The organism is Bacillus sp. FSL K6-2865 (genome assembly GCF_040311405.1).
GTDB classification, from domain to species: Bacteria; Bacillota; Bacilli; order Bacillales; family Bacillaceae; genus Bacillus; species Bacillus velezensis.
The window spans coordinates 3,442,385-3,461,927 of record NZ_CP152036.1; the positions used below are offsets into that span (position 1 = coordinate 3,442,385).

The 19,543-nt window shown below is 51.4% G+C and carries 18 protein-coding genes; 5 read left to right on the top strand and 13 right to left on the bottom strand.

Annotated features, from left to right (window positions below):
• Positions 1–26 precede the first annotated feature (26 nt).
• From NYE42_RS17080 to NYE42_RS17090, 3 genes are all read left to right on the top strand, one after another.
• Positions 27–884 (top strand): MurR/RpiR family transcriptional regulator, encoded by an 858-nt coding sequence (locus tag NYE42_RS17080; protein WP_003151588.1) that lies wholly within the window; start codon positions 27–29, stop codon positions 882–884.
• A 172-nt stretch (positions 885–1,056) separates the two neighbouring features.
• Positions 1,057–2,601 (top strand): gluconokinase, encoded by a 1,545-nt coding sequence (gene gntK / locus NYE42_RS17085; RefSeq protein ID WP_144664341.1) that lies wholly within the window; start codon positions 1,057–1,059, stop codon positions 2,599–2,601.
• 26 nt (positions 2,602–2,627) lie between these two features.
• Positions 2,628–3,956 (top strand): GntP family permease, encoded by a 1,329-nt coding sequence (locus NYE42_RS17090; protein WP_007407373.1) that lies wholly within the window; start codon positions 2,628–2,630, stop codon positions 3,954–3,956.
• Positions 3,957–3,991: 35 nt separating this feature from the next.
• Here NYE42_RS17090 and NYE42_RS17095 read toward each other — a convergent pair whose 3' ends face one another.
• From NYE42_RS17095 to NYE42_RS17115, 5 genes are all read right to left on the bottom strand, one after another.
• Positions 3,992–4,714: a lactate utilization protein C gene (locus NYE42_RS17095; protein WP_025649302.1), complete on the bottom strand. Its 723-nt coding sequence runs from the start codon at positions 4,712–4,714 to the stop codon at positions 3,992–3,994.
• Positions 4,714–6,144, bottom strand: coding sequence for a LutB/LldF family L-lactate oxidation iron-sulfur protein (locus NYE42_RS17100; protein WP_007407375.1), 1,431 nt, complete (start codon positions 6,142–6,144; stop codon positions 4,714–4,716). Before NYE42_RS17100 ends, NYE42_RS17095 begins: the two co-directional genes overlap by 1 nt.
• 27 nt (positions 6,145–6,171) lie before the next feature.
• Entirely contained in the window at positions 6,172–6,888 is a 717-nt protein-coding gene (locus NYE42_RS17105) for a (Fe-S)-binding protein (protein ID WP_060562541.1), read from the bottom strand.
• Between the two features lie 181 nt (positions 6,889–7,069).
• The gene (locus NYE42_RS17110; RefSeq protein ID WP_352426606.1) at positions 7,070–8,191 is read right to left on the bottom strand and encodes a PLP-dependent aminotransferase family protein; all 1,122 of its coding nucleotides are present in this window, start codon (positions 8,189–8,191) and stop codon (positions 7,070–7,072) included.
• Positions 8,192–8,289: 98 nt separating this feature from the next.
• The gene (locus NYE42_RS17115) at positions 8,290–9,009 is read right to left on the bottom strand and encodes a FadR/GntR family transcriptional regulator (RefSeq protein ID WP_007407377.1); all 720 of its coding nucleotides are present in this window, start codon (positions 9,007–9,009) and stop codon (positions 8,290–8,292) included.
• Positions 9,010–9,214: 205 nt separating this feature from the next.
• Here NYE42_RS17115 and lutP point away from each other — a divergent pair, with 205 nt between their 5' ends.
• The gene (lutP, locus tag NYE42_RS17120; RefSeq protein WP_007407378.1) at positions 9,215–10,891 is read left to right on the top strand and encodes an L-lactate permease LutP; all 1,677 of its coding nucleotides are present in this window, start codon (positions 9,215–9,217) and stop codon (positions 10,889–10,891) included.
• A 37-nt stretch (positions 10,892–10,928) separates the two neighbouring features.
• Here the strand turns inward: lutP and rpoN are convergent, their stop codons facing one another.
• Positions 10,929–12,239, bottom strand: coding sequence for an RNA polymerase factor sigma-54 (gene rpoN, locus NYE42_RS17125; protein ID WP_064115370.1), 1,311 nt, complete (start codon positions 12,237–12,239; stop codon positions 10,929–10,931).
• 77 nt (positions 12,240–12,316) lie between these two features.
• Between rpoN and yvfG the strand changes: the two genes are divergently transcribed.
• Positions 12,317–12,535 carry a protein YvfG gene (yvfG, locus tag NYE42_RS17130; protein WP_003151570.1) on the top strand — a complete coding sequence of 73 codons (219 nt, stop codon included), beginning with the start codon at positions 12,317–12,319 and terminating at the stop codon, positions 12,533–12,535.
• Positions 12,536–12,548: 13 nt separating this feature from the next.
• Here the strand turns inward: yvfG and NYE42_RS17135 are convergent, their stop codons facing one another.
• Genes NYE42_RS17135 through NYE42_RS17165 form a run of 7 tightly spaced genes read right to left on the bottom strand, consistent with a single transcriptional unit; the run spans position 12,549 to position 19,540 of the window.
• Positions 12,549–13,514 carry a polysaccharide pyruvyl transferase family protein gene (locus tag NYE42_RS17135; RefSeq protein WP_064115358.1) on the bottom strand — a complete coding sequence of 322 codons (966 nt, stop codon included), beginning with the start codon at positions 13,512–13,514 and terminating at the stop codon, positions 12,549–12,551.
• Positions 13,493–14,665: an aminotransferase class I/II-fold pyridoxal phosphate-dependent enzyme gene (locus tag NYE42_RS17140; RefSeq protein ID WP_053104525.1), complete on the bottom strand. Its 1,173-nt coding sequence runs from the start codon at positions 14,663–14,665 to the stop codon at positions 13,493–13,495. Before NYE42_RS17140 ends, NYE42_RS17135 begins: the two co-directional genes overlap by 22 nt.
• A 4-nt stretch (positions 14,666–14,669) precedes the next feature.
• On the bottom strand, positions 14,670–15,317 hold the full coding sequence (locus NYE42_RS17145) for an acetyltransferase (RefSeq protein WP_064115357.1): 648 nt from the start codon (positions 15,315–15,317) through the stop codon (positions 14,670–14,672).
• Positions 15,314–15,922 (bottom strand): sugar transferase, encoded by a 609-nt coding sequence (locus NYE42_RS17150; RefSeq protein WP_012118505.1) that lies wholly within the window; start codon positions 15,920–15,922, stop codon positions 15,314–15,316. Before NYE42_RS17150 ends, NYE42_RS17145 begins: the two co-directional genes overlap by 4 nt.
• A complete protein-coding gene (locus NYE42_RS17155) occupies positions 15,919–17,436 on the bottom strand; it encodes an MATE family efflux transporter (RefSeq protein WP_007407384.1) in 1,518 nt (505 codons plus the stop codon). Before NYE42_RS17155 ends, NYE42_RS17150 begins: the two co-directional genes overlap by 4 nt.
• Positions 17,433–18,467, bottom strand: a complete 1,035-nt coding sequence (locus NYE42_RS17160; RefSeq protein WP_199022171.1) for a glycosyltransferase — start codon at positions 18,465–18,467, stop codon at positions 17,433–17,435. The genes NYE42_RS17155 and NYE42_RS17160 overlap by 4 nt, the downstream gene beginning before the upstream one ends.
• Positions 18,464–19,540 (bottom strand): polysaccharide pyruvyl transferase family protein, encoded by a 1,077-nt coding sequence (locus tag NYE42_RS17165; RefSeq protein WP_032869616.1) that lies wholly within the window; start codon positions 19,538–19,540, stop codon positions 18,464–18,466. Before NYE42_RS17165 ends, NYE42_RS17160 begins: the two co-directional genes overlap by 4 nt.
• Positions 19,541–19,543: the final 3 nt, after the last annotated feature.

Genomic DNA, 19,543 nt, shown 5'->3' on the forward strand with positions numbered 1-19,543 from the left:
TTACATTCGAGTAGGGAGGTTATAGCATGACCCCTGTGAATTCAAGCAGCATCGGGAAGATTCAGGCGGCCAGCAAAGGTTTGTCGCCAAAATTGAGAGCGATTGCAGACCATATCGTGAAGGAACCGAAAGACGTGGTTCACCTTTCCATCATTCAGCTGGCGGAAAAAACGAAAAGCTCTGAAGCGACAATTTTCAGGCTGTGCAAACGGCTCGGTTTTTCCGGCTATCAGGATTTAAAAATCGCGCTTGCTCAGGAGATCGTTCAGGAGCCGGTGCAGCACATTCATGAAGAAATGAGCCCCGACGATGATATCGAAGTCATCATCCGGAAAGTTTTCCGTACAAACATTTCCGGTCTGACAGATACCTTTCAATTATTAGATCCGGCCGACGTTGAAAAAGCGGTAGAAATGATCCACCGAGCAGACAGAATTGAATTTTACGGAAACGGCGGTTCCGGGCTGATCGCCACTGACGCGTATCATAAATTTATGCGTACGGGTATAAATTGCATCGCGCACACGGATTCTCACTTTCAGGCGATGTCGGCGGGTCTTCTCGGTCCCGAAAGCGCAGTCATCGGCATTTCTCATTCGGGAAGCAACAAGGACGTGCTCGACGCGGTGAAAACGGCCAAATCGCTCGGCGCCGGCACGATCGGCATTACAAGCTACCAAAAGTCGCCGCTCACCCAGATTTCCGACGTGGTGCTGTATACATCAACAAGGGAGACGGCTTTCAGAACGGAAGCAATGTCCGCAAGGCTTGCCCAGCTGTCGGTCATTGATACACTGTATTTCGCCACGGCCCGGCTGCGGCAGGAGAAAACGCTCGCCAACTTGCAGCAAATCAGAAAAATGATCGCGCACAAACGTTTGTAATATATATTTTTCAAAAGAGAAAATGCCGATACAGCGGGAATTGAGGCAATTTTATGAAAAAAATTTTCTTCTTCATCGTTGATTTATAAAAAAATTATTCCTATAATTGACTTTGTAAGGGCATACATTATCAATCTATCTTATTATTCAATCAGATTAGGCGGGATATATTATGAAGGAAACCCAAGCTGTTATCGGTCTGGATATCGGCACGACCAGTACGAAAGCCGTTCTGTTCGGACCAAGAGGCAAAGTGTTAGCCAAGCATTCGGTTCACTATGATTTAATACAGCCAAAGCCGGCATGGGCCGAGCAGGATCCTGAGCACATTTTGGAAGCGGTTATCGGAAGCATCAGGGGCTCCGTCACAAAGGCCGGACTGAGCCCTGACAATCTGCTTGCAATCGGCATCAGCACCGCCATGCACTCATTGATAGCTGTCGATCAAAACGGCGGCCTGCTGACCAAAAGCATCATTTGGGCGGACAACCGCAGCGCCGAGCAATCAAAACGGATTTTAAAAGAGATGAACGGTTTTGATATTTATAAAAGAACGGGTACGCCGATTCACCCGATGTCTCCGCTTTCCAAAATTGTGTGGATGAAAGAACAGGACAAGGAGACATTCGCGAAAACCGCCAAATTCATCAGTATTAAAGAATATATTCTGCACGAGTTTTTCGGAACTTATGTCGTCGATTATTCGATCGCTTCGGCAACAGGGCTGTTCCGATTAGATACGCTTTCCTGGGATGAAGAAGCGCTCCGGATTGCCGGAATCCGGGAAGATCAGCTGTCGGACATCGTGCCGACCACTCATCAGCTGCGCGGCCTTGCGCCGGAAATCGCTGCACGGATGGGCATTCATGCGGATACACCGTTTATTATCGGCGCAAATGACGGCGTGCTCGCCAACCTGGGAGTCGGCGCGATCGGAAAAGGCGAAGTGGCCGTTACGATCGGAACAAGCGGAGCCGTGCGTTCGGTGACGGATGCGCCGATTACGGATGAAAAAGCGCGGACATTCTGTTACGCGCTGACTGACAAGCATTGGGTCATCGGAGGCCCGACGAATAACGGAGGCATTATGCTACGCTGGCTTCGAGACGAATTCGCTTCTCCGGAAGTCGAAACGGCGAAGCGGCTCGGCATTGATCCGTATGATTTAATGATTGATATCGCTGATAAAGTGCCCGCAGGCTCTGAGGGACTGCTGTTTCTGCCGTTTTTATCAGGGGAGCGCGCGCCGTTTTGGAATCCGAATGCCCGCGGAACGTTTTTCGGCATCAGCCTCCGCCATAAACGGGAGCATTTTATCAGAGCTGTGCTGGAAGGCGTCATCATGAGCGTCTTTTCAATCGGTGTCGCACTGAGAGATTTGGCGGGCCCCGCAAAAGACGTGCGGGCCTCGGGAGGATTTGCGAGATCGCCGCTGTGGAGGCAGATTTTGTCCGATACGATGGGACGGGAAGTTCTCGTTCCGGAAAGTTACGAAGCCTCGGCGCTCGGAGCGGCCGTTCTCGCTTTGCACAGCCTTGGCGAAATGGAACGGATCGAGGATGTTCAGGACTGGATCAGAATTTCTCACCGCCATGAACCGAACGTCAAAAACAGCGAAACATATATTGAGCTGTTTTACTTATACGAGCGGCTGTATGACAAGCTCAAAGATGAATTTGACGTCATCAGTGAATTTCAGCTCAAACAAAGCCGTTAATTCTTCTTTGAAAGGGTGAAAAGGTCATGTTACTGTTTATTGTCATTGCCGCTATTATCGTTTTACTCTTATTGATTACGGTCGCTAAATTAAATCCGTTTATCAGTCTTTTGATTACATCCATCCTTGTCGGTTTCGCAACGGGCATGAATCTGCCGGACATTATCGCTTCGATGAAAACCGGGCTCGGCAATACGCTGTCGCTGCTTGCGATCGTGCTGGCCCTCGGTACGATGCTCGGAAAAATGATGGCTGAATCAGGCGGTGCGGAGCGTATCGCCCACACCCTGATCGGCCGCTTCGGCAAAAAGAAAGTACATTGGGCGATGATGGCCGTCGCTTTTATCGTCGGCATACCGGTCTTTTTCCAGGTCGGCTTCGTCCTGCTCGTGCCGCTTTTGTTTACGATTGCAATTGAAACCGGGGTTTCATTAGTGACGATCGGGATTCCGCTCCTTGCGGGGCTTTCCGTCGTGCACGGATTGGTTCCGCCCCACCCGGCGGCGATGGCGGCTGTCGGCATTTATCACGCCAATGTCGGAAAAACGATTTTGTTTTCTTTAATCGTCGGCATTCCGACTGCCATCATCGCAGGGCCGCTTTACGGAAAATGGATTGGTAAGCGCATTCATAAGCCCGTTCCCGAACTGTTGAAAAAACAATTTATTGAACGGAATGAAAAACGCAAGCTTCCGGGATTCGCAAATACATTGTTTACGATATTGGTACCGGTGATCCTGATGCTTATGGCAACGCTTGCCGAAATTGCGCTTCCGGAAAAAAGCACGCTCTATGAAACTTTTAAATTTATCGGCGACCCTGTCACGGCGCTTTTGATCGCCACGGTTTACTCCTTTTTCAGCCTTGGTTTTTATCAGGGCTTTGACAGAGAAAGCATTTTAAAATTCAGCAATGACTGTCTGGGACCGATTGCTTCCATTCTGCTTGTGATCGGAGCTGGCGGCGCTTTTAACAACGTCCTGATTGATTCAGGCGTCGGCACGTATATCGCTGACATGGCGAAGCATTCAAGCTTCTCTCCCGTTCTTTTAAGCTGGACGATCGCGGCGGTCATCCGTGTCGCCACAGGTTCAGCGACTGTCGCCATGATGACGGCGGCCGGCATTGTTGCACCGATTGCATCTGTCATGCCGGGCGTCAGCAGTGAGCTTCTCGTTTTGGCAACGGGAGCGGGCTCTTTGATTCTGTCACATGTCAATGACTCCGGTTTCTGGCTCATTAAAGAGTATTTCGGAATGACGGTAAAAGAAACGTTCCTGACATGGACGGCGATGGAAACGATTATTTCTGTCAGTGCGATCTGTTTTATCATGATCATTAACGCGTTTATATAAAAACAAACCCCGGCCGCAAACCGGGGTTTGTTTTTTTATCGGTCATTCACGAGGATATAAGCGGCTTTAACGGGTCCGTGGACGCCGACAACCAAATCCATTTCGATATCGGCCGAGTTGCTCGGTCCAGTAATATAGTTAATGCAGGAAGGAACGGTGACGCCGTCTCTGATCTGCTGTTTCAGTATATCGCTGGCCTGTGTCATTCTCGGCACAATGGAAGATTTCGGGATGATTGCGATATAGGTGGTCGGAAGCAGGCTGACAGAACGGCCGGCATGCTCTGACGCATACAAAACGACGGTGGCTGATTCCGCAAGCGTGATCTCGCTGAATGTGATGCCCACATTCGCTTGTTCCGCTTTTTCAATATTTTTCGCTCCTTGTTCCGCGTCCCATTCCCAAACGGGAATCCCTTCGTCCGGCCACTCTTCTGTCATAAGGGTCTGCAAGCCGTACGTTTCAAACCGGCTGTCCTTCGGAATGATGACAGGCCCTCCTTCAAAGCGGTTCACCTGCGTGCGCAAAGCGTCGTAAAGCCCGGCTGCATCCGTTTCGATCAGTTCGGTATGAATGTTGACGCAGTGGTCTTTCAGCATCGTGACAAGATCGTCTTCCGTACAGTCCGCATGCGTTTGATATTGAGGCTGATACTTCCATTCAGGCAGGGACACGCCTGATTTCCTGCGCTCTCTGCCCAGACTTTCGGCGATCCGGTTTAAAAAGGATTCCTGATGTGTAACCGTCCCTTTCATCATCATTCTTCCCCCTTTTGTTTTTCCCGGTCTTTAAACCAATCTCTGAATCTCGATTTATGCGGCGCCGGGAAGTCCCGTATTGCCGTCCATTCTTTTAACGGCCCCGGCCCTTTTGATATTTTGTCATCTTCCGTAAACGGCGTCATGGCGGCAGGCGCCCATTTCGATCCCATTTTATAAAGGGACGGAGATGACGAGCCGAGCCCGAAGGCTTTCATCGCCAGTTTTTCGCTGATCGGCGCTTTGCCCTCTTTTTCCACGATGTTCTGCCGATGCTTGAGCAGCAGCTCGTGCAGCGGAATTTTAACGGGACATGCTTCCGTACAGGCCGCACATAAGGAAGATGCGTACGGGAGCTCCTTGTATTCGTCATATCCGCCGAGAAGAGGCGATAAGACGGCGCCGATCGGACCCGAATAGATGGACCCGTAAGAGTGTCCGCCGACATGCCGGTACACGGGACAGACGTTGATGCAGGCGGCGCAGCGGATACATTGCAGCACCGATTGGAATTCCGTGCCGAGTATGCGGGAACGCCCGTTGTCCACAACCACGAGGTGGAATTCCTCAGGCCCGTCAGCTTCTCCTTGCTGACGAGGTCCCGTCAGCGCCGTAATGTAACTTGTAAGCCGCTGACCGACCGCGCTTCTCGTCAGCATGCTGACAAGCACTTCAAACTCAGAAAATGACGGAACGATCCGCTCCATTCCCATCACGGTGATCTGCGTCTTCGGCAGCGCGGACACAAGGCGGCCGTTTCCTTCGTTCGTCACGAGACTGACCGAACCGGTATCCGCGATCGCAAAGTTGCAGCCTGTAATGCCGACATCCGCTTCGAGAAATTTTTTCCGGAGAACGCTGCGCGCGTGCATGACGAGCTCTTCCGGTTTTTCCGTCTGTTTGTATTCGAGTCTCTCTTTAAACACGTCACGGATCTGCTCTTTGTTTTTGTGAAGAGCGGGAGCAACGATATGTGACGGCGGATCGTGATCGTCAATCTGGAGAATGTATTCGCCGAGATCCGTTTCAGTGACTTCACAGCCCTCTTCCTCAAGCACTTCGTTCATATTGATTTCTTCTGTCACCATGGATTTGGATTTTACGATTTTTTTGGCGTTTTTCTGCCGGATGACATCGCGGATATAGGAGGACGCTTCTTCCGCCGTTTCGGCGAAAAAGACGTGTCCGCCTCTGTTGGCGACATTTTCGGCGAGCTGTTCCAAATAGAAATCAAGATTGTCCAGCACATGCTGTCTGATTTCTTCCGCATGGGAACGCCAATCCTCCCAGTTTCCCAATTCTTCGGCCGCCTGAAGCCTTCTTGTCCTGAGCCGTTCCTGCGCTCCGGAGACGGCTCCTCTCATAAACTCATTATCTATTCCTTCTGATACCCGCTCTTTAAAAGCGGCGGTACCGATTTTCATCGCCATGATTTTCCCCCCTTGTTGTTTCTCGTGTTATCTGCTGTTCAGCACTTCGGCGATGTGCATGACTCTGACGTTTTTATCCTTACGGTCAAGACGCCCGCCGATATTCATCAGACAGCCGCAATCCGCCCCGATCAGCACTTCGGCCTCCGTGTCTTCCACACAGGCGACCTTCTCATCCACCATTTGTTCAGAGATTTGCGCCATTTTCACAGAAAACGTTCCTCCGAATCCGCAGCATTGGTGCTTTCCGGGAAGCGTGGTCAGCTCGAGCCCCTTGACATGGCGCAAAAGCTTCATCGGCTCCTCCGACACGCCGAGCAGCCTCGTCATGTGGCATGATGTATGGACTGTCGCTTTTTTATGCAGCACCGCCCCGACATCCTCCACCCCGAGAACGTTGACGATAAAATCCGTTAACTCATATGTTTTGTCCGCAAGCTGCTGCGCTTTTGCCGCCCACTTCGGATCGTCCTGAAACAGATGCGGATATTCACGGAACATCGTCGTACAGGAACCTGACGGACTGACAACGTACTCCGCTTCTTCAAACGCGGCAATCATCCGCTTCATTGCTTTTTTCGCATCCGTCACATACCCGCTGTTGTATGCGGGCTGCCCGCAGCAAATCTGCCCCTCGGGAAAATCCACCTCACACCCGAGCCGTTCCAGCACCTCAACCGTCGCCTTTCCGACATTGGTCTGGAACATATCCACAAGGCACGTGACAAATAATGAGACTTTCATGATGAACCCCTCTTTCATCCTCAATATATGATCCGGTCATCTGATGACCTGTTTTTGGGAAAGCTCTATGAATATCCTACACTATTCTGAATATGGATTGGAAGGTTTTTCTGAAAAATCCTTTCGTCCGATGCGCTGAAGGGGACAAAAAAAGAGAAGCCCGAAAGCTCCTCAAGCTGCTCTACATCCCGTTTTCCAGCAGACGTCCCAGTTTTTGCACACCCTCTTTTATCGCAGCTTTACCGGCATAACTGAACGACAGGCGAAGATATTCCGCACCGTCTTCCTGATGCAGAAAAAAATATTTACCGGGTACATAGGAAACGCCGTGAGACAGAGCCCTCGCCAGCATTGCGGATGTATCCGCTCCCGGCGCTTTCACCCATACAAAGTAACCGCCTTCCGGCACGTGCCAGGATGCGGATTCCGGAAGATATCGCGCTGATGCGGCGAGCAAAACGTCACGTTTGCTCCGGTATGCTTCCCGCAAGGCGGCGAGCCGTTTTTCAACATTCGTTTGTTCCAGATAGACGGCGGTCACCGCTTGGGAAAACGGGTGGCCTAAGTCTTTTTTTAACCATGACAATGCCGTGATGAATGCGGCGTCTCCTGCAATCCAGCCGATCCTCATACCCGGGGCGATGACTTTTGATAATGAACCGGCGTACAGCACCCGTCCGTTTTGATCCATGGCTTTCAAGGGCGGCGGAATATCGGTGAATCCGAGCTCGCCGTATGCATCATCCTCCAAGATGAGAAAATCATACGCTTCGGCAAGCTGAAGCAGGCGGGTTCTCCGCTTCGCTGACATTACGGTTCCCGCAGGATTCTGAAAAGCGGGTATCGTGTAGAGAAGACGGGGAAGCAGAAGCCCTTTTCGTCTTCTTTCCTCAAGCATGAACGCTAATGTTTCCGTTTGCAGGCCCTCTTGATCTGTCGGAATGCTCATGATATGCGGTGTGTAATTTTTAAAAATCTCGAGCGCTTCCATATAGACCGGAACTTCAACGGCAGCGGCGGTTTGTTCATCGAGGAAAACCCGTGCAGCCAGATCTATCGCCTGACAGGCGCCTGACGTCACGAGCAGCTCATCGTCCCGACAGTGAATGCCGCGGATGGCTAACCGTTCTTGAATCTGCTTTTTTAAAACGGCCGTCCTCGGGCTTCCCATATAATGCAGCGGCAGATCGCGCTCCTCATCCAGAAGGCGGGCGGCGGCTTCTTTCAGCTCCTTGTCAGGAACGAGTGCGGGATCGGGATAGCCGGAATGCAGGGGGATGCACGCTTTCGGAACTGCCGGCATCCATTCCCCGGGAGGATCGTTTGTCAGAGCTTTCTTTACATGGTCGGAAAAAAAGATTCGGCCTGCATGTGATGTTATCCCCTTTCACAAGTCAGCTTCTATACATTTTCTTCAAAATAAGCCCCCAGCACGTCTTCCACATTCGTCAGGTGCGCCGTCATCGCGGCTTCCGCTTCATCCGCGTCTTTGGCGGCGACGGCGCTGTAAATGCGTTCATGCTCTTCATACAATCGCTGCACGCTCGTTCGTTTAGAAAACAGCCAAATTTTTCTCGTTTCTCTCATCGTTTCCAAAAGGAGCGCGGAGACATGATTCATGAGATGCTTGAGCAGCCCGTTTTGTGATGCTTCTGCCAGCGCCATGTGAAAGGAGAAATCCGCTTTTTCGCCCAATTCTTCGTCTCCGTCAATGTCTTTCATCTCCAGGAGAGCTTGGCGGATTTTTTGTAAATCGTCTTCGGTGCGTTTTTCAGCGGCCATGGCGGCGACGCCGAGTTCAAGCAGCTTTCTGACTTCGAGCAGCTGTTTGACGTCCTCTTTTTTCATCAAAAGGGCGGAAGAAAGCGGCTGGGAAACATGAGACGGCTCAAATTCTCTTATGTATGTGCCTTCTCCCTGCTTCATGTCGACGAGCCCCATCGCTTTCAAAGCCGACAGCGCTTCTCTGACCGCCGAGCGGCTGACCTGAAAACTCTCAGAAAGCGCCTGAACGGAATCAAGCTTTTCACCCGGCTTAAGCTCGCCCGCTTTTATCTTCTCCAGCAATGCGTCAGCGACTTCCTCGTAGATTTTTTTCGTTTTAATTTGTTTATATTTCAACGCGATCACCCCGTCACTTGTGAATCTTGATGTTTATCGTCTATTATACTTCTTTTTTTGTATTGCCGACAGGTTCAGACAATTTGTTCAAGAAAAGTATTGTACTTTCAAAACTTTCAAAATATAATGCTAATTAACCCGGTCATCAGATGACCTTATCATAAAAAGTAATCGCTTACATGACATAAGGAGGGGTTTTTTAGGGATGCAATGGACACAGGGGTACGCTCCTTTAGGGGGAAATTTGCTTTTATCGGCAGCTTGCGCGCTCGTGCCAATTATCTTCTTTTTTTGGGCGCTTGCGGTGAAACGGATGAAGGGGTACATCGCGGGGCTTTTAACGTTAGCCGTTTCACTTTTAATCGCTGTATTTGTTTACGGCATGCCGGCGGAAAAAGCGGTGATGTCCGCTTCTCAGGGAGCAGTGTACGGGCTGCTTCCGATCGGCTGGATTATCGTCACATCGGTCTTTTTGTATAAAATCACCGTGAAAACGGGACAGTTTGAGATTATCCGGAGTTCGGTGCTCTCAATTACAGATGACCGGCGTTTGCAGGCGCTGCTCATCGCCTTTTCATTCGGGGCGTTTTTAGAAGGCGCCGCCGGTTTCGGCGCTCCCGTCGCGATCTCGGCCGCTTTGCTCGTCGGACTTGGTTTTCAGCCGCTGTATGCGGCGGGAATTTGCCTGATTGCCAATACGGCGCCCGTTGCCTTCGGCGCGATCGGCATTCCGATTACCGCCGTCGAAGGTCCGACCGGGATACCGGCAATGGAAATTTCTCAAATGGTCGGCCGGCAGCTTCCGTTTTTATCCGTCTTTATTCCGCTGTACTTAATTATTTTGATGAGCGGATTTAAAAAGGCTTTTGAGGTATGGCCGGCCATTCTTGTTTCCGGCGTCTCCTTTGCGGCCGTGCAGTACGCAAGCTCGAATTTTTTAGGGCCTGAGCTCCCGGATGTGCTGTCGGCGCTTGTTTCCATGGCCGCACTCGCTCTGTTTTTGAAATTTTGGAAACCGAAAACGGCCTTTCGTTTCGCGGCAGAACGGGAATCAGCAGCGGCCGCTGACCGGGCGCCGATCAAGTACGGGGGCGCCGCGGTGTTTAAAGCGTGGTCTCCTTTCCTTCTTCTGACGGCCATGATATCCGTTTGGGGGATTCCCGGCGTAAAGGCTGCCTTAACCGGTCATTACGAAGGGACGTCAATGTGGCTTTCCTGGCTGAATGCAGCCGGGCGTGCATTGACCTTCACGCCTCCCGTCCCATTTGTGAATCAGCAGATTCTTCAGGCGGACGGCACGCCGATTGAAGCCGTGTATAAACTTGAACTTTTCGGTTCAGCGGGGACGGCGATTCTGATTGCCGCCGTCATCTCCAAGTTCGCCCTCGGCATGTCGTGGAAGACATGGGGCGAAGCGTTTATAGAAACGGTGAAAGAGTTAACGCTTCCGGTCGTCACCATTGTTTCTGTTGTCGGCTTTGCTTATGTGACGAATGCTTCCGGCATGAGCACGACACTCGGTCTTGCGCTTGCCATGACGGGCGCGATGTTTACCTTTTTTTCGCCGGTGCTCGGCTGGCTCGGCGTATTTATTACCGGCTCTGATACGTCGGCCAATCTGTTGTTCGGCGGATTGCAAAAGGTGACGGCGCTCTCTGTCGGGATGGACCCGGTTCTCTCCGTTGCCGCCAATTCATCAGGCGGTGTCACCGGAAAAATGATTTCTCCGCAATCCATTGCGGTTGCCTGTGCCGCTGTCGGTCTGGCGGGCAAGGAGGCCGACCTTTTCCGTTTTACGATTAAGCACAGTCTGTTTTTGCTTCTGCTCGTCTGTCTCATTACATTTTTACAGCATCATCTGTTTTCATGGATGATCCCGTAACACGGAGAACCTCCCCGGGGTTTGGCTCGGGGAGGTTTCAGCTGTACCGTTTTCTCGCCGATGACGGCGGAATATTTAATTGGTCACGGTATTTGGCGACGGTGCGCCTTGAGATTCGGATGTCATATTGTTCATGCAGCAGATCGGCAAGCTTTTGGTCTGAAAAAGGTTTCTTTTTATCTTCTTTACCGACCAATGCCTCCAGATGCGCTTTTACGGCATAATTGGAGGCGCCGCCGTCCCCCGACGATTCAGCTTTCGCCGAGAAAAATGTTTTCATTTCATACAGTCCGTACGGCGTCTGAACGTACTTCCCTTTGATGGCCCGGCTGATCGTTGATTCGTGGAGCTCCAGCGTTTCCGCCACCTCTCTTAAGGTCAGCGGCTGCATTCCGCTTTTTCCTGTGAGAAAAAAGGATTCCTGCCGTTCAGTCAGGACGCCGATAATTCTCGTGATCGTTTGTTTTCTTTGCGACAAAGCCCGGTTCAGCCAGCGCCACTCCTGATATTTTGCCGACAGATAATTTTTCGTGTCACGGCACCCGGCAGCTGACAAGAGCGGCTGATAATGGGTATGAAGCTGGATGTCAGGAAACGAACGGCTGTTGAGCCGCGCTTGAATGATGCCGTTTTTCACTGTGATGAAAATATCCGGTTCCACGTAAAAACCCGGCTCCTCATGCGCATAACGGAGCCCCGGCCTCGGATCAAGGGCGCTGATCATGTCAGCGATGTCCTGAATGTCTTTAAGCGGAATGCCCGTTTTTAGTGTAAGCGCTTTCCAGTTCTTTCTTGCAAATAGCTCAAAATAGGCGCCGGCAATCCATTCCGCCTGTTCGTTCCGCTCGGGAAGACGGCGGAGCTGAAGAAGGATGCATTCCTGCAAAGACCTGGCGCCAATTCCTGCGGGCTCAAGGGATTGAAGCTTTTTCAGAACCGCTTCCGTCTCCTCTTGTGAAGCGGATACATGGTCGGCGGCAGCTGGTATGTCCTCTTTTAAATATCCGTTTGAGTCCAATGAATGTATCAGATAATTGAAAATCTTTTTCTCATCATCGGACAGCTTCATATCTAAGGCTTGCTGTTTGAGCGAATCCTGCAGCGTTTTGCGGGTAAGTCTGATCTGCTGGCTTCCGTCCCGTTCTTTCATCCTGTTTTTACTTGTTTTATGGTAAGATAGTGGCGGCGTGTCTGTTTCCTTTCGTTCAATCAGAGGGTTTTCCAGTGAGAGCTCATCAATATATCCGGCCAGTTCCGCGGAATTGTATCCGAGTAATGTGATAGCCTGTTTAAGCTCTTGCGTTAATTGAGGCTTTAACATTTGTGTTTGCTGAAGTTTGATATCCATCATGCTCACTCCCCTTTTTTCATTGTACATGATTGGTTTCATACCGTATATACTTATTAAAAGGAGTTGCTTTATAGATGTCAGAACTTTTTTCTGTTCCTTATTTTATTGAAAACTTTACACAGCACATTGAAATGAATCCGAATGAAGACCGAATTCATGCGATGAACAGCTATTACCGCTCCGTCGTCTCAACCCTTGTTCAGGATCAGCTGACGAAAAACTCGGTTGTGCTCAAAAGAATTCAGCATTTGGATGAAGCGTACAACAAAGTAAAACGCGGAGAAACAAAATAAACCTTCCGCTCATTCAAAGCGGAAGGTTTTCCTTCGTGCCGGCGGTTTCCCCGATCAGACGGACATCCGGCGCTTCGTGCATCCAGGTGTGATAATAGTTGGCATTTTTCCCGTATGAATTATCAATGACGGTATTCGGTTTCCCGAGAAGCGAGGACAGAATGTGGCCGTGAAGCCTTGACGTTTCCACCGATTCGTACCTGCTGAAAAACAGGACCGCTTTTTTCGTTAAGAAATCGGAATAGCGTTTCCAAAACCGCGCAATCGGCAGCGGGTTTCCCGCTTTTTTATTCAAAACATTCAGCGTTTGGAAAAAAGCGATTCCCCTGCGGTCGCTTGCTGACAGCACATCCTGCCAGTCACAGCTTTTAACGGAAGAATTGTTTTGCAGCTTCGGATTGATTTCCCCATCCGTGCGGATAAAATGAAGCCTCCCGCGTGACGGAGCCGCTGACGCCGCCATCGGATACAGCTGATGGGCCATATCAGGCATAAGCCCGATATGATTCGCCGAAAAAAAGCATTTCGCGGTCTCGTATGACACATGATCTCTCGTAAACAGGTGGAGATCCTTGTGCTCCGCAAAAAGCGCCGCTGTCTTCTCAAGCCGTGTCTCATCCTGATAATAGATGGATTGCGGCAGGATGACGATCCTGTTTTCCGGAAAGGATTTGACGATTTTTTCCCTGAACGTCTGATAGTACGGATAGAGATCCCCGAAATTTCCGCCACCCTGACAGACGATGATCGTCTTTTTGTCCGCCCGGCGCCCGAATGGAAAATTGTCGGGATTCCAGCGCTGTTTCACGCGGATGCCGTGCGCTTTAAAAAACGCCTCCGTCCCTTTCATAATCAATAAATCCCCTACATTTCCGTAGAGGGGATAGTCGGCATATATGATGTCAGATTGCGGCGGTATAACGCTGAGCAGACCCGTCAGCGTCTCTTTTAATCGGCTCATAACATGGCGGCTGTCCATGTTTTCTCCCCTTTCGTTTCAAACAGTCGCGCAAGTGCGTCAATGACACGCTGCTGCTCCTCAGAAGACAAGTCAGACCCGGACGGCAGACAGATGCCCCGGCTGAAAAGGTTCTCAGAGACACGCTCATGTTCGCTGTGAGGATAAAAGACGGAAGATGAGAAAAGCGGCTGCGTATGCAGCGGTTTCCACAGCGGCCGGGCCTCAATGTTCTGTTCCGCAAGACAGGCGACGGCTTCTTCCGGCGTCACGCCGTTATCAAGCGTCAGAGCCGTCAGCCAGCGGTTTGAAACCGTTCCTTCAAGCTCCGGCATCATGCGGATGCCCGGATACGTTTCCAGCGCTTCCCGATACCTGTGAAAGATTTCTCTCCTCGCCCGGACGCGATCTTCGAGCACTTCCAGCTGCGATATCCCCACGCCCGCGAGAATGTTGCTGAGCCTGTAGTTATACCCGAGCTCGCTGTGCTGGTAATGAACGGCGGCATCTCTCGCCTGGGACGCAAGAAACCTCGCTTTTTCAATCGCGGCCTCATCGTCAGACACGAGCATGCCGCCTCCCGATGTTGTAATGATTTTGTTGCCGTTAAAGGAATAAATGCCGAAACGGCCGAACGTGCCGCTCTGCCTGCCTTTATATGTTGATCCTAAGGACTCGGCAGCGTCTTCAATCAGACAGACGCCGTATGCGTCACAAAGGCTCATTAATTCATCCATTTTCGCGCTTTGGCCGTAAAGATTGACGGCGATCACCGCTTTCGGGAGTCTGCCGCGCCGCTTTGCATCCCGCAGCGCCCGCTCAAGCGCATCGGGCGACATATTCCACGTCTCCCATTCCGAATCAATAAAAACGGGCTCAGCCTGCTCATACACAATCGGATTCGCCGTGGCGACAAACGTAAAGGAAGGACAAAATACAACGTCTCCTTTTTTCACACCCGCAAGCCGCAGAGCAAGATGGATGGCGGCCGTTCCCGAGCTTACGGCCGCCGCGCTTTTCACTCCCGCATATTCCGCGAGCCGCGCTTCAAACGAATTGACGAGCGGACCGAGCGGGGCAATCCAATTGGAACGGAAGGCTTCTGCGATGTATTCCTGTTCTTTTCCGCTCATATGAGGCGGAGACAAATAAATCCGTTTGTTTGTTTGCATGAAATCATCCTTTTTCATTATGGATAGGGGAGATGACGCGGGCCGGAACGCCGACCGCCGTCACATGGCCGGGAAGCCGGCTGATGACCGCAGCCCCCGCGCCGATAACGGACCAAGGGCCGATGTCAATCTGCGGTATGACGGACGCGCCGATTCCGAGGTGCGTTCCTTCCCCGACTTTCACTCCGCCGGCAAGCGCCGCGCGCGGTGAAAGATGGACGTAATCTCCGATTGTATTGTCATGATCGGCAACCGCCCCCGTATTGATGATGCAATGGGCGCCGATGTCAGCGCCCGTCTGAATGACGGCGCCCGCCATCACAACCGTTCCGTGTCCGACGGAAGCCGTTTCACTGACGATCGCCCCGGGGTGAATGAGTGCGGCATAATCGTCATCTTCAAGCCCAAGCGTTTCAGCGAACTGCTTTCTGACGCCGTTGCGGCCGATGCATATCGTGAACACGGCTTCGGGGACGAGTTTCCGAAGCATGTGCACGTCTTTCGTCCGGCCCGTATATAAACCGTTCCGAACGGCAAAACCGCTGAATTCGTCATCCAATACGCCCGCAAGCTCCATATCGGAACGGGCCTGCACGATTTCCTTCACGACTTTTCCGTGTCCGCCGTTTCCGATCAGCACGACCTTTTTCACGATGACATATCTCCGCTGCCTGTGAAGCGTTTTGCCGTCACATGGCCGGCTTGATGTATGCCTTCTGACACGAGAACTTTTTTCACTGTTAAAAGCAGAATCTTTAAGTCGAGAAGAAATGTGCGGTTGTCGACGTACCACACATCGAGCTTGAATTTCTCCTCCCATGAAATCGCGTTTCTCCCGTTAATCTGCGCCCAGCCCGTAATCCCCGGCTTCACCTCGTGGCGCCGCGCCTGCTCCGCCGTGTAAAGCGGCAGATAATCCATCAGCAAAGGGCGGGGGCCGACAAGACTGATATCTCCTTTGAGCACATTAAAAAGCTGGGGAAGCTCATCGATGCTCAGTTTTCTGATCAGCCTTCCCGTTTTGGTCAGACGGAGATGATCCGGAAGCAGCACACCGTTTTCATCACGCGCATCCGTCATCGTTCTGAGTTTATACAACGTAAACGGACGCCCGTTATGCCCCGGTCTCGTCTGTTTGAACAATACCGGAGACCCGATGGCGCATCTGACGGCTGCCATGGCGAAGAGAAGGATGACGCTCGCGCCGCACAATAACAACATCGCGGCCGCTATATCAAATACACGTTTCGCCTTCAAATCTGAACAGCTCCTTTCACTTTTCGGCATTTCTGTAAAGCAAGCCGCCTTTCTTCTTTCGTACAAATGAAGAAAAAAGCGAATGCGGCATAGCTCATGCATACGGCAAGCCCCGCGGCGATCAGACCGGCCCAGCTGTCAAGCGGTGAAAACAGCCGGATACCCCGGCAGACAGCCCAGGCAAATACGGCCGCCGCCAACGGGCCGAACATTCCTTTGTAAAACGCGGTTTTCTGAAAGCCCGTAATATGCGAAACATACAGCGGCGTGAAGACGGCATTTTTCAAAATGAGAGAGACTGCACCGGCGATGGTGATGCCGTACAGCCCGAGATGTGCCGGTCCGCTGAGAACCACGGCCAATATGACATTCAGTCCGCCTAAACATAAAGTAACGACGGCGGGCGTTTTTTGTTTATTAAAAGCCGTCCATACGTAAAAAAGCGGCATGACAGAGAGACTGACCGCCAAATACCCGGCGTGAATGTATAAAAGCGGCGCCGTCTGCACAAACGACGGGCCCAGCCAAATCGCCAGAAACGGTTCGGCAAGCCCTCCTAATAATGCGGCGGGAAGCGCGAGCAGAAGCCCGTTCATCCGCACAGCCTTATTGGCGTAAGACAGGAGACCTTCCATATCCCCTTTTGAGTAATAGGAAGTCAAAACCGGTGCAAACAGTGAAGCAAGCGTCCCGGCAAGACTTCTGAGCAGGAGCGGGAATTGAATAATCGCCGCATAGACACCCGCCTCAGACGGCCCCAGCACGAGGTTGGCCGTCATAAGGTCAATCTGCAGAAACAGCAGCACGCCGATCTGGTTGACAGAGCTCCAGGCACCGGCCGAAAACAGCACTTTGCTCGTCTGTAATGACAAGGTTTTACGGCTGAAAGAAAACCACGGAATCAATTTCTTAAAGAAGAAAAAAGTCAGCACGGCCGCACAGACGGCTCCCGCTAATGCCGAAAGCTGGATCTGCCAGATTTTCGGCGGCAGGCACGTAAACAGAGCGAGCACACACAGCACCCTGACCAGCATTTGCACGGCCTGAATGGAGCTTGTGATATAAAGCTTGTTGGCAAAAAACGGCCCCGTCGCGAACCCCGCCATAAAAAACGTCAGCATAAACAGCACGCTGCCGATCACGATAGACAGCCTCACATCCGTTAAGAGCCCGGCCGGCACATTCATAATCTTGTCAATAAAAAAAGCAGTCCCGGCGAGCGGCACAGCGAGTAATAGAGATATCACGACAGACGCGGCTAAATAATTGCTTACATACGCATTGGCCTCATCCCTGTTCCCCCTGTGGGCGGCGACGGAGAAAAACCTCACAACGACAGAGCTCAGCGCAACGGTAATAATAGAGAAATAGTTAATGATATTCTGTGTCAGATGGACAAATCCAAAAGCCTCCACACCTAATGTTTTCACAATAAAGGGCGTCATCCACACTGATAAAAACACCGATAGTAAAAACGCCGTCACATTGGCGCCGAAATTAATGGCAAATTTCATGCTCCTTCCGCACTGCCTTTCTCTTTCGATTTCCGTTCGAAAAACGCATGCAGAAGAAGAGGAAGGCGCATTTTGCACAGACCGAGCACCACGCGCTCCCCCGCCAGCAGCTGTTTATGGCGGCACGGCGTCCTGCGCACCGCCGTTTTTACCATGTCATACGTTAAGATTCTGCCGATGTGCGCCATAATCTGATGTGACGGCTGCGGGGCGGCACATGCGTTGGCGATCAGCATCGGAATCTGATGCTTGCACAAATATGTATCGATATCGCTCCGGCAGGCGTCCGTCAGCCCGTTCGCCTCATAAAAAGCCATTTTCGCTTTATATTGCTTTTGCAGTTCGTGATCTAAGTGGGGCTTAAACGGTGTTTCTGTAAGACTTTGCGGATTTTCCCGGTAGATATACAGCCCTTCGTCTATCACTTTGATACGCGCGGCTTGGCGGAACGCTGCCAAATTAAACGGAGAGTCTTCGGCAAACCGGATATCTTCATGGAACAACAGCCCTTGCAATGCTTCTTTCCGGTATATATAGCGCCACACATACCAAATAAACCGATGTTCGTGCGCACGGGTCAGCAATGCAGTCATTTCATCCGCTGTGAAGACGCGGCCCGGCGGAAGGGACGGCGGCATATATGTTCTTTTCTTAGACGGCGTTTCTTTATAATAGCCGCAGCCGGCGATATCCAGCCGGTTCTTCTCCGCTTCTTCATAAAGCCGCTCGAACATCGTTTCCGTCACATAGTCATCGCCGTCCGCAAAACCGATATAACGGCCGCGGGCGGCTTTTATTCCGGCATTGCGGGCCGAGCTGAGGCCGCCGTTTTCTTTATGAATCACCCGGATTCTCGCATCTTCTGCGGCGAATTGTTCAGCAATCCGGCCTGACCGATCCGGTGAACCGTCATTGACGAAAATGATTTCGATGTCTCTCAGCGTCTGTTTTGTTAAAGAAACCGCGCATTCTTTCATAAAAGGCTCTGTCTTATACATCGGCACGATCACGCTCACAAGCGGCGCGGTCATTGGGCATCACCGCTGATTTTCGAGCGCAGCCCGGCAAAATAAACACTGCGCAAAGAACCGCCTTCCTCATGCTTGCCGCTGAGCAGCCGGTTTACGGCGGACGTTACGGCTTCAGGGTCTGGACGTTCAAGCAATGTCATGTTCGGTATGTTTTTCAGCCATTGATAGCCTTCCATCACTTTATGATCAAACGAACGAATGACGACACAAGGCGTTTTCGTCAGCGCGCAAAAAATCATCCCGTGAAGCCTGTCAGTGACGACGGCTTCCGCGCCTTTCAGCGTATTCCAAAGCGCCTCCAGCTCTTTTTCACGTGTATGGCGGCTTACCCTCCGGCCGACCGTCGTGGTAAAGGAATACAGCTCTCCGTACTCTTTTGCCAAAGCTTCTTTTACCGTCGTTCTGTCCTCAGCCGTCAGCGCACTCTCCTTATCCTCCCGTAAACAGAGGTAGATCCCTTCCCGCGGGATGCGCCGCTCGCTTTTATCCAAATATAAGACCATGTCAGGCTGTTTGAGCACTGTTTTTCCGGGAAAATGACGCTTCATCCATTGATACGTCGTCTCATCTCTCGCCATTAACAAAAGGTCGGGATGCGCATTGTACACTTTTCGGGCGCGCTTCAGTTCCTTCCGTCCCTTTTTTGATTCAGAAAAGTGAGCCGTCGCCGGAAGCTGAACGATCCGATATTCCCGGAATGTTTTGATGATAAAGCGGCGCGTCCATTCCTCATACCGGTACAAATCCCCCATGTTCCCGCCGCCGATGATGAATACCATATCATCGGGGTGGCGCTTTTTGATCAGCGCTTTTGCGGATCTGTATATATCCTTCATATCCACCTCGACAATGTCAAAATCGGGATACTCCCGTTCAAGAAACGTTTTGCTTGCGTAGGCGATGGCGTGATCGCCGAGATTATCGTGGGACGGGAGCAGCGTCAGAATGATCTTTTTTCTTGCCGCTGTAAGCCCCGCCCCATCCGCTGCCGTTCCGAAATGAAATTGGGACGGGTATTTGACCTTAAGCAACAGCCATTCCGCGAGATTGATTTTTAAAGATTGTATCGACATGTC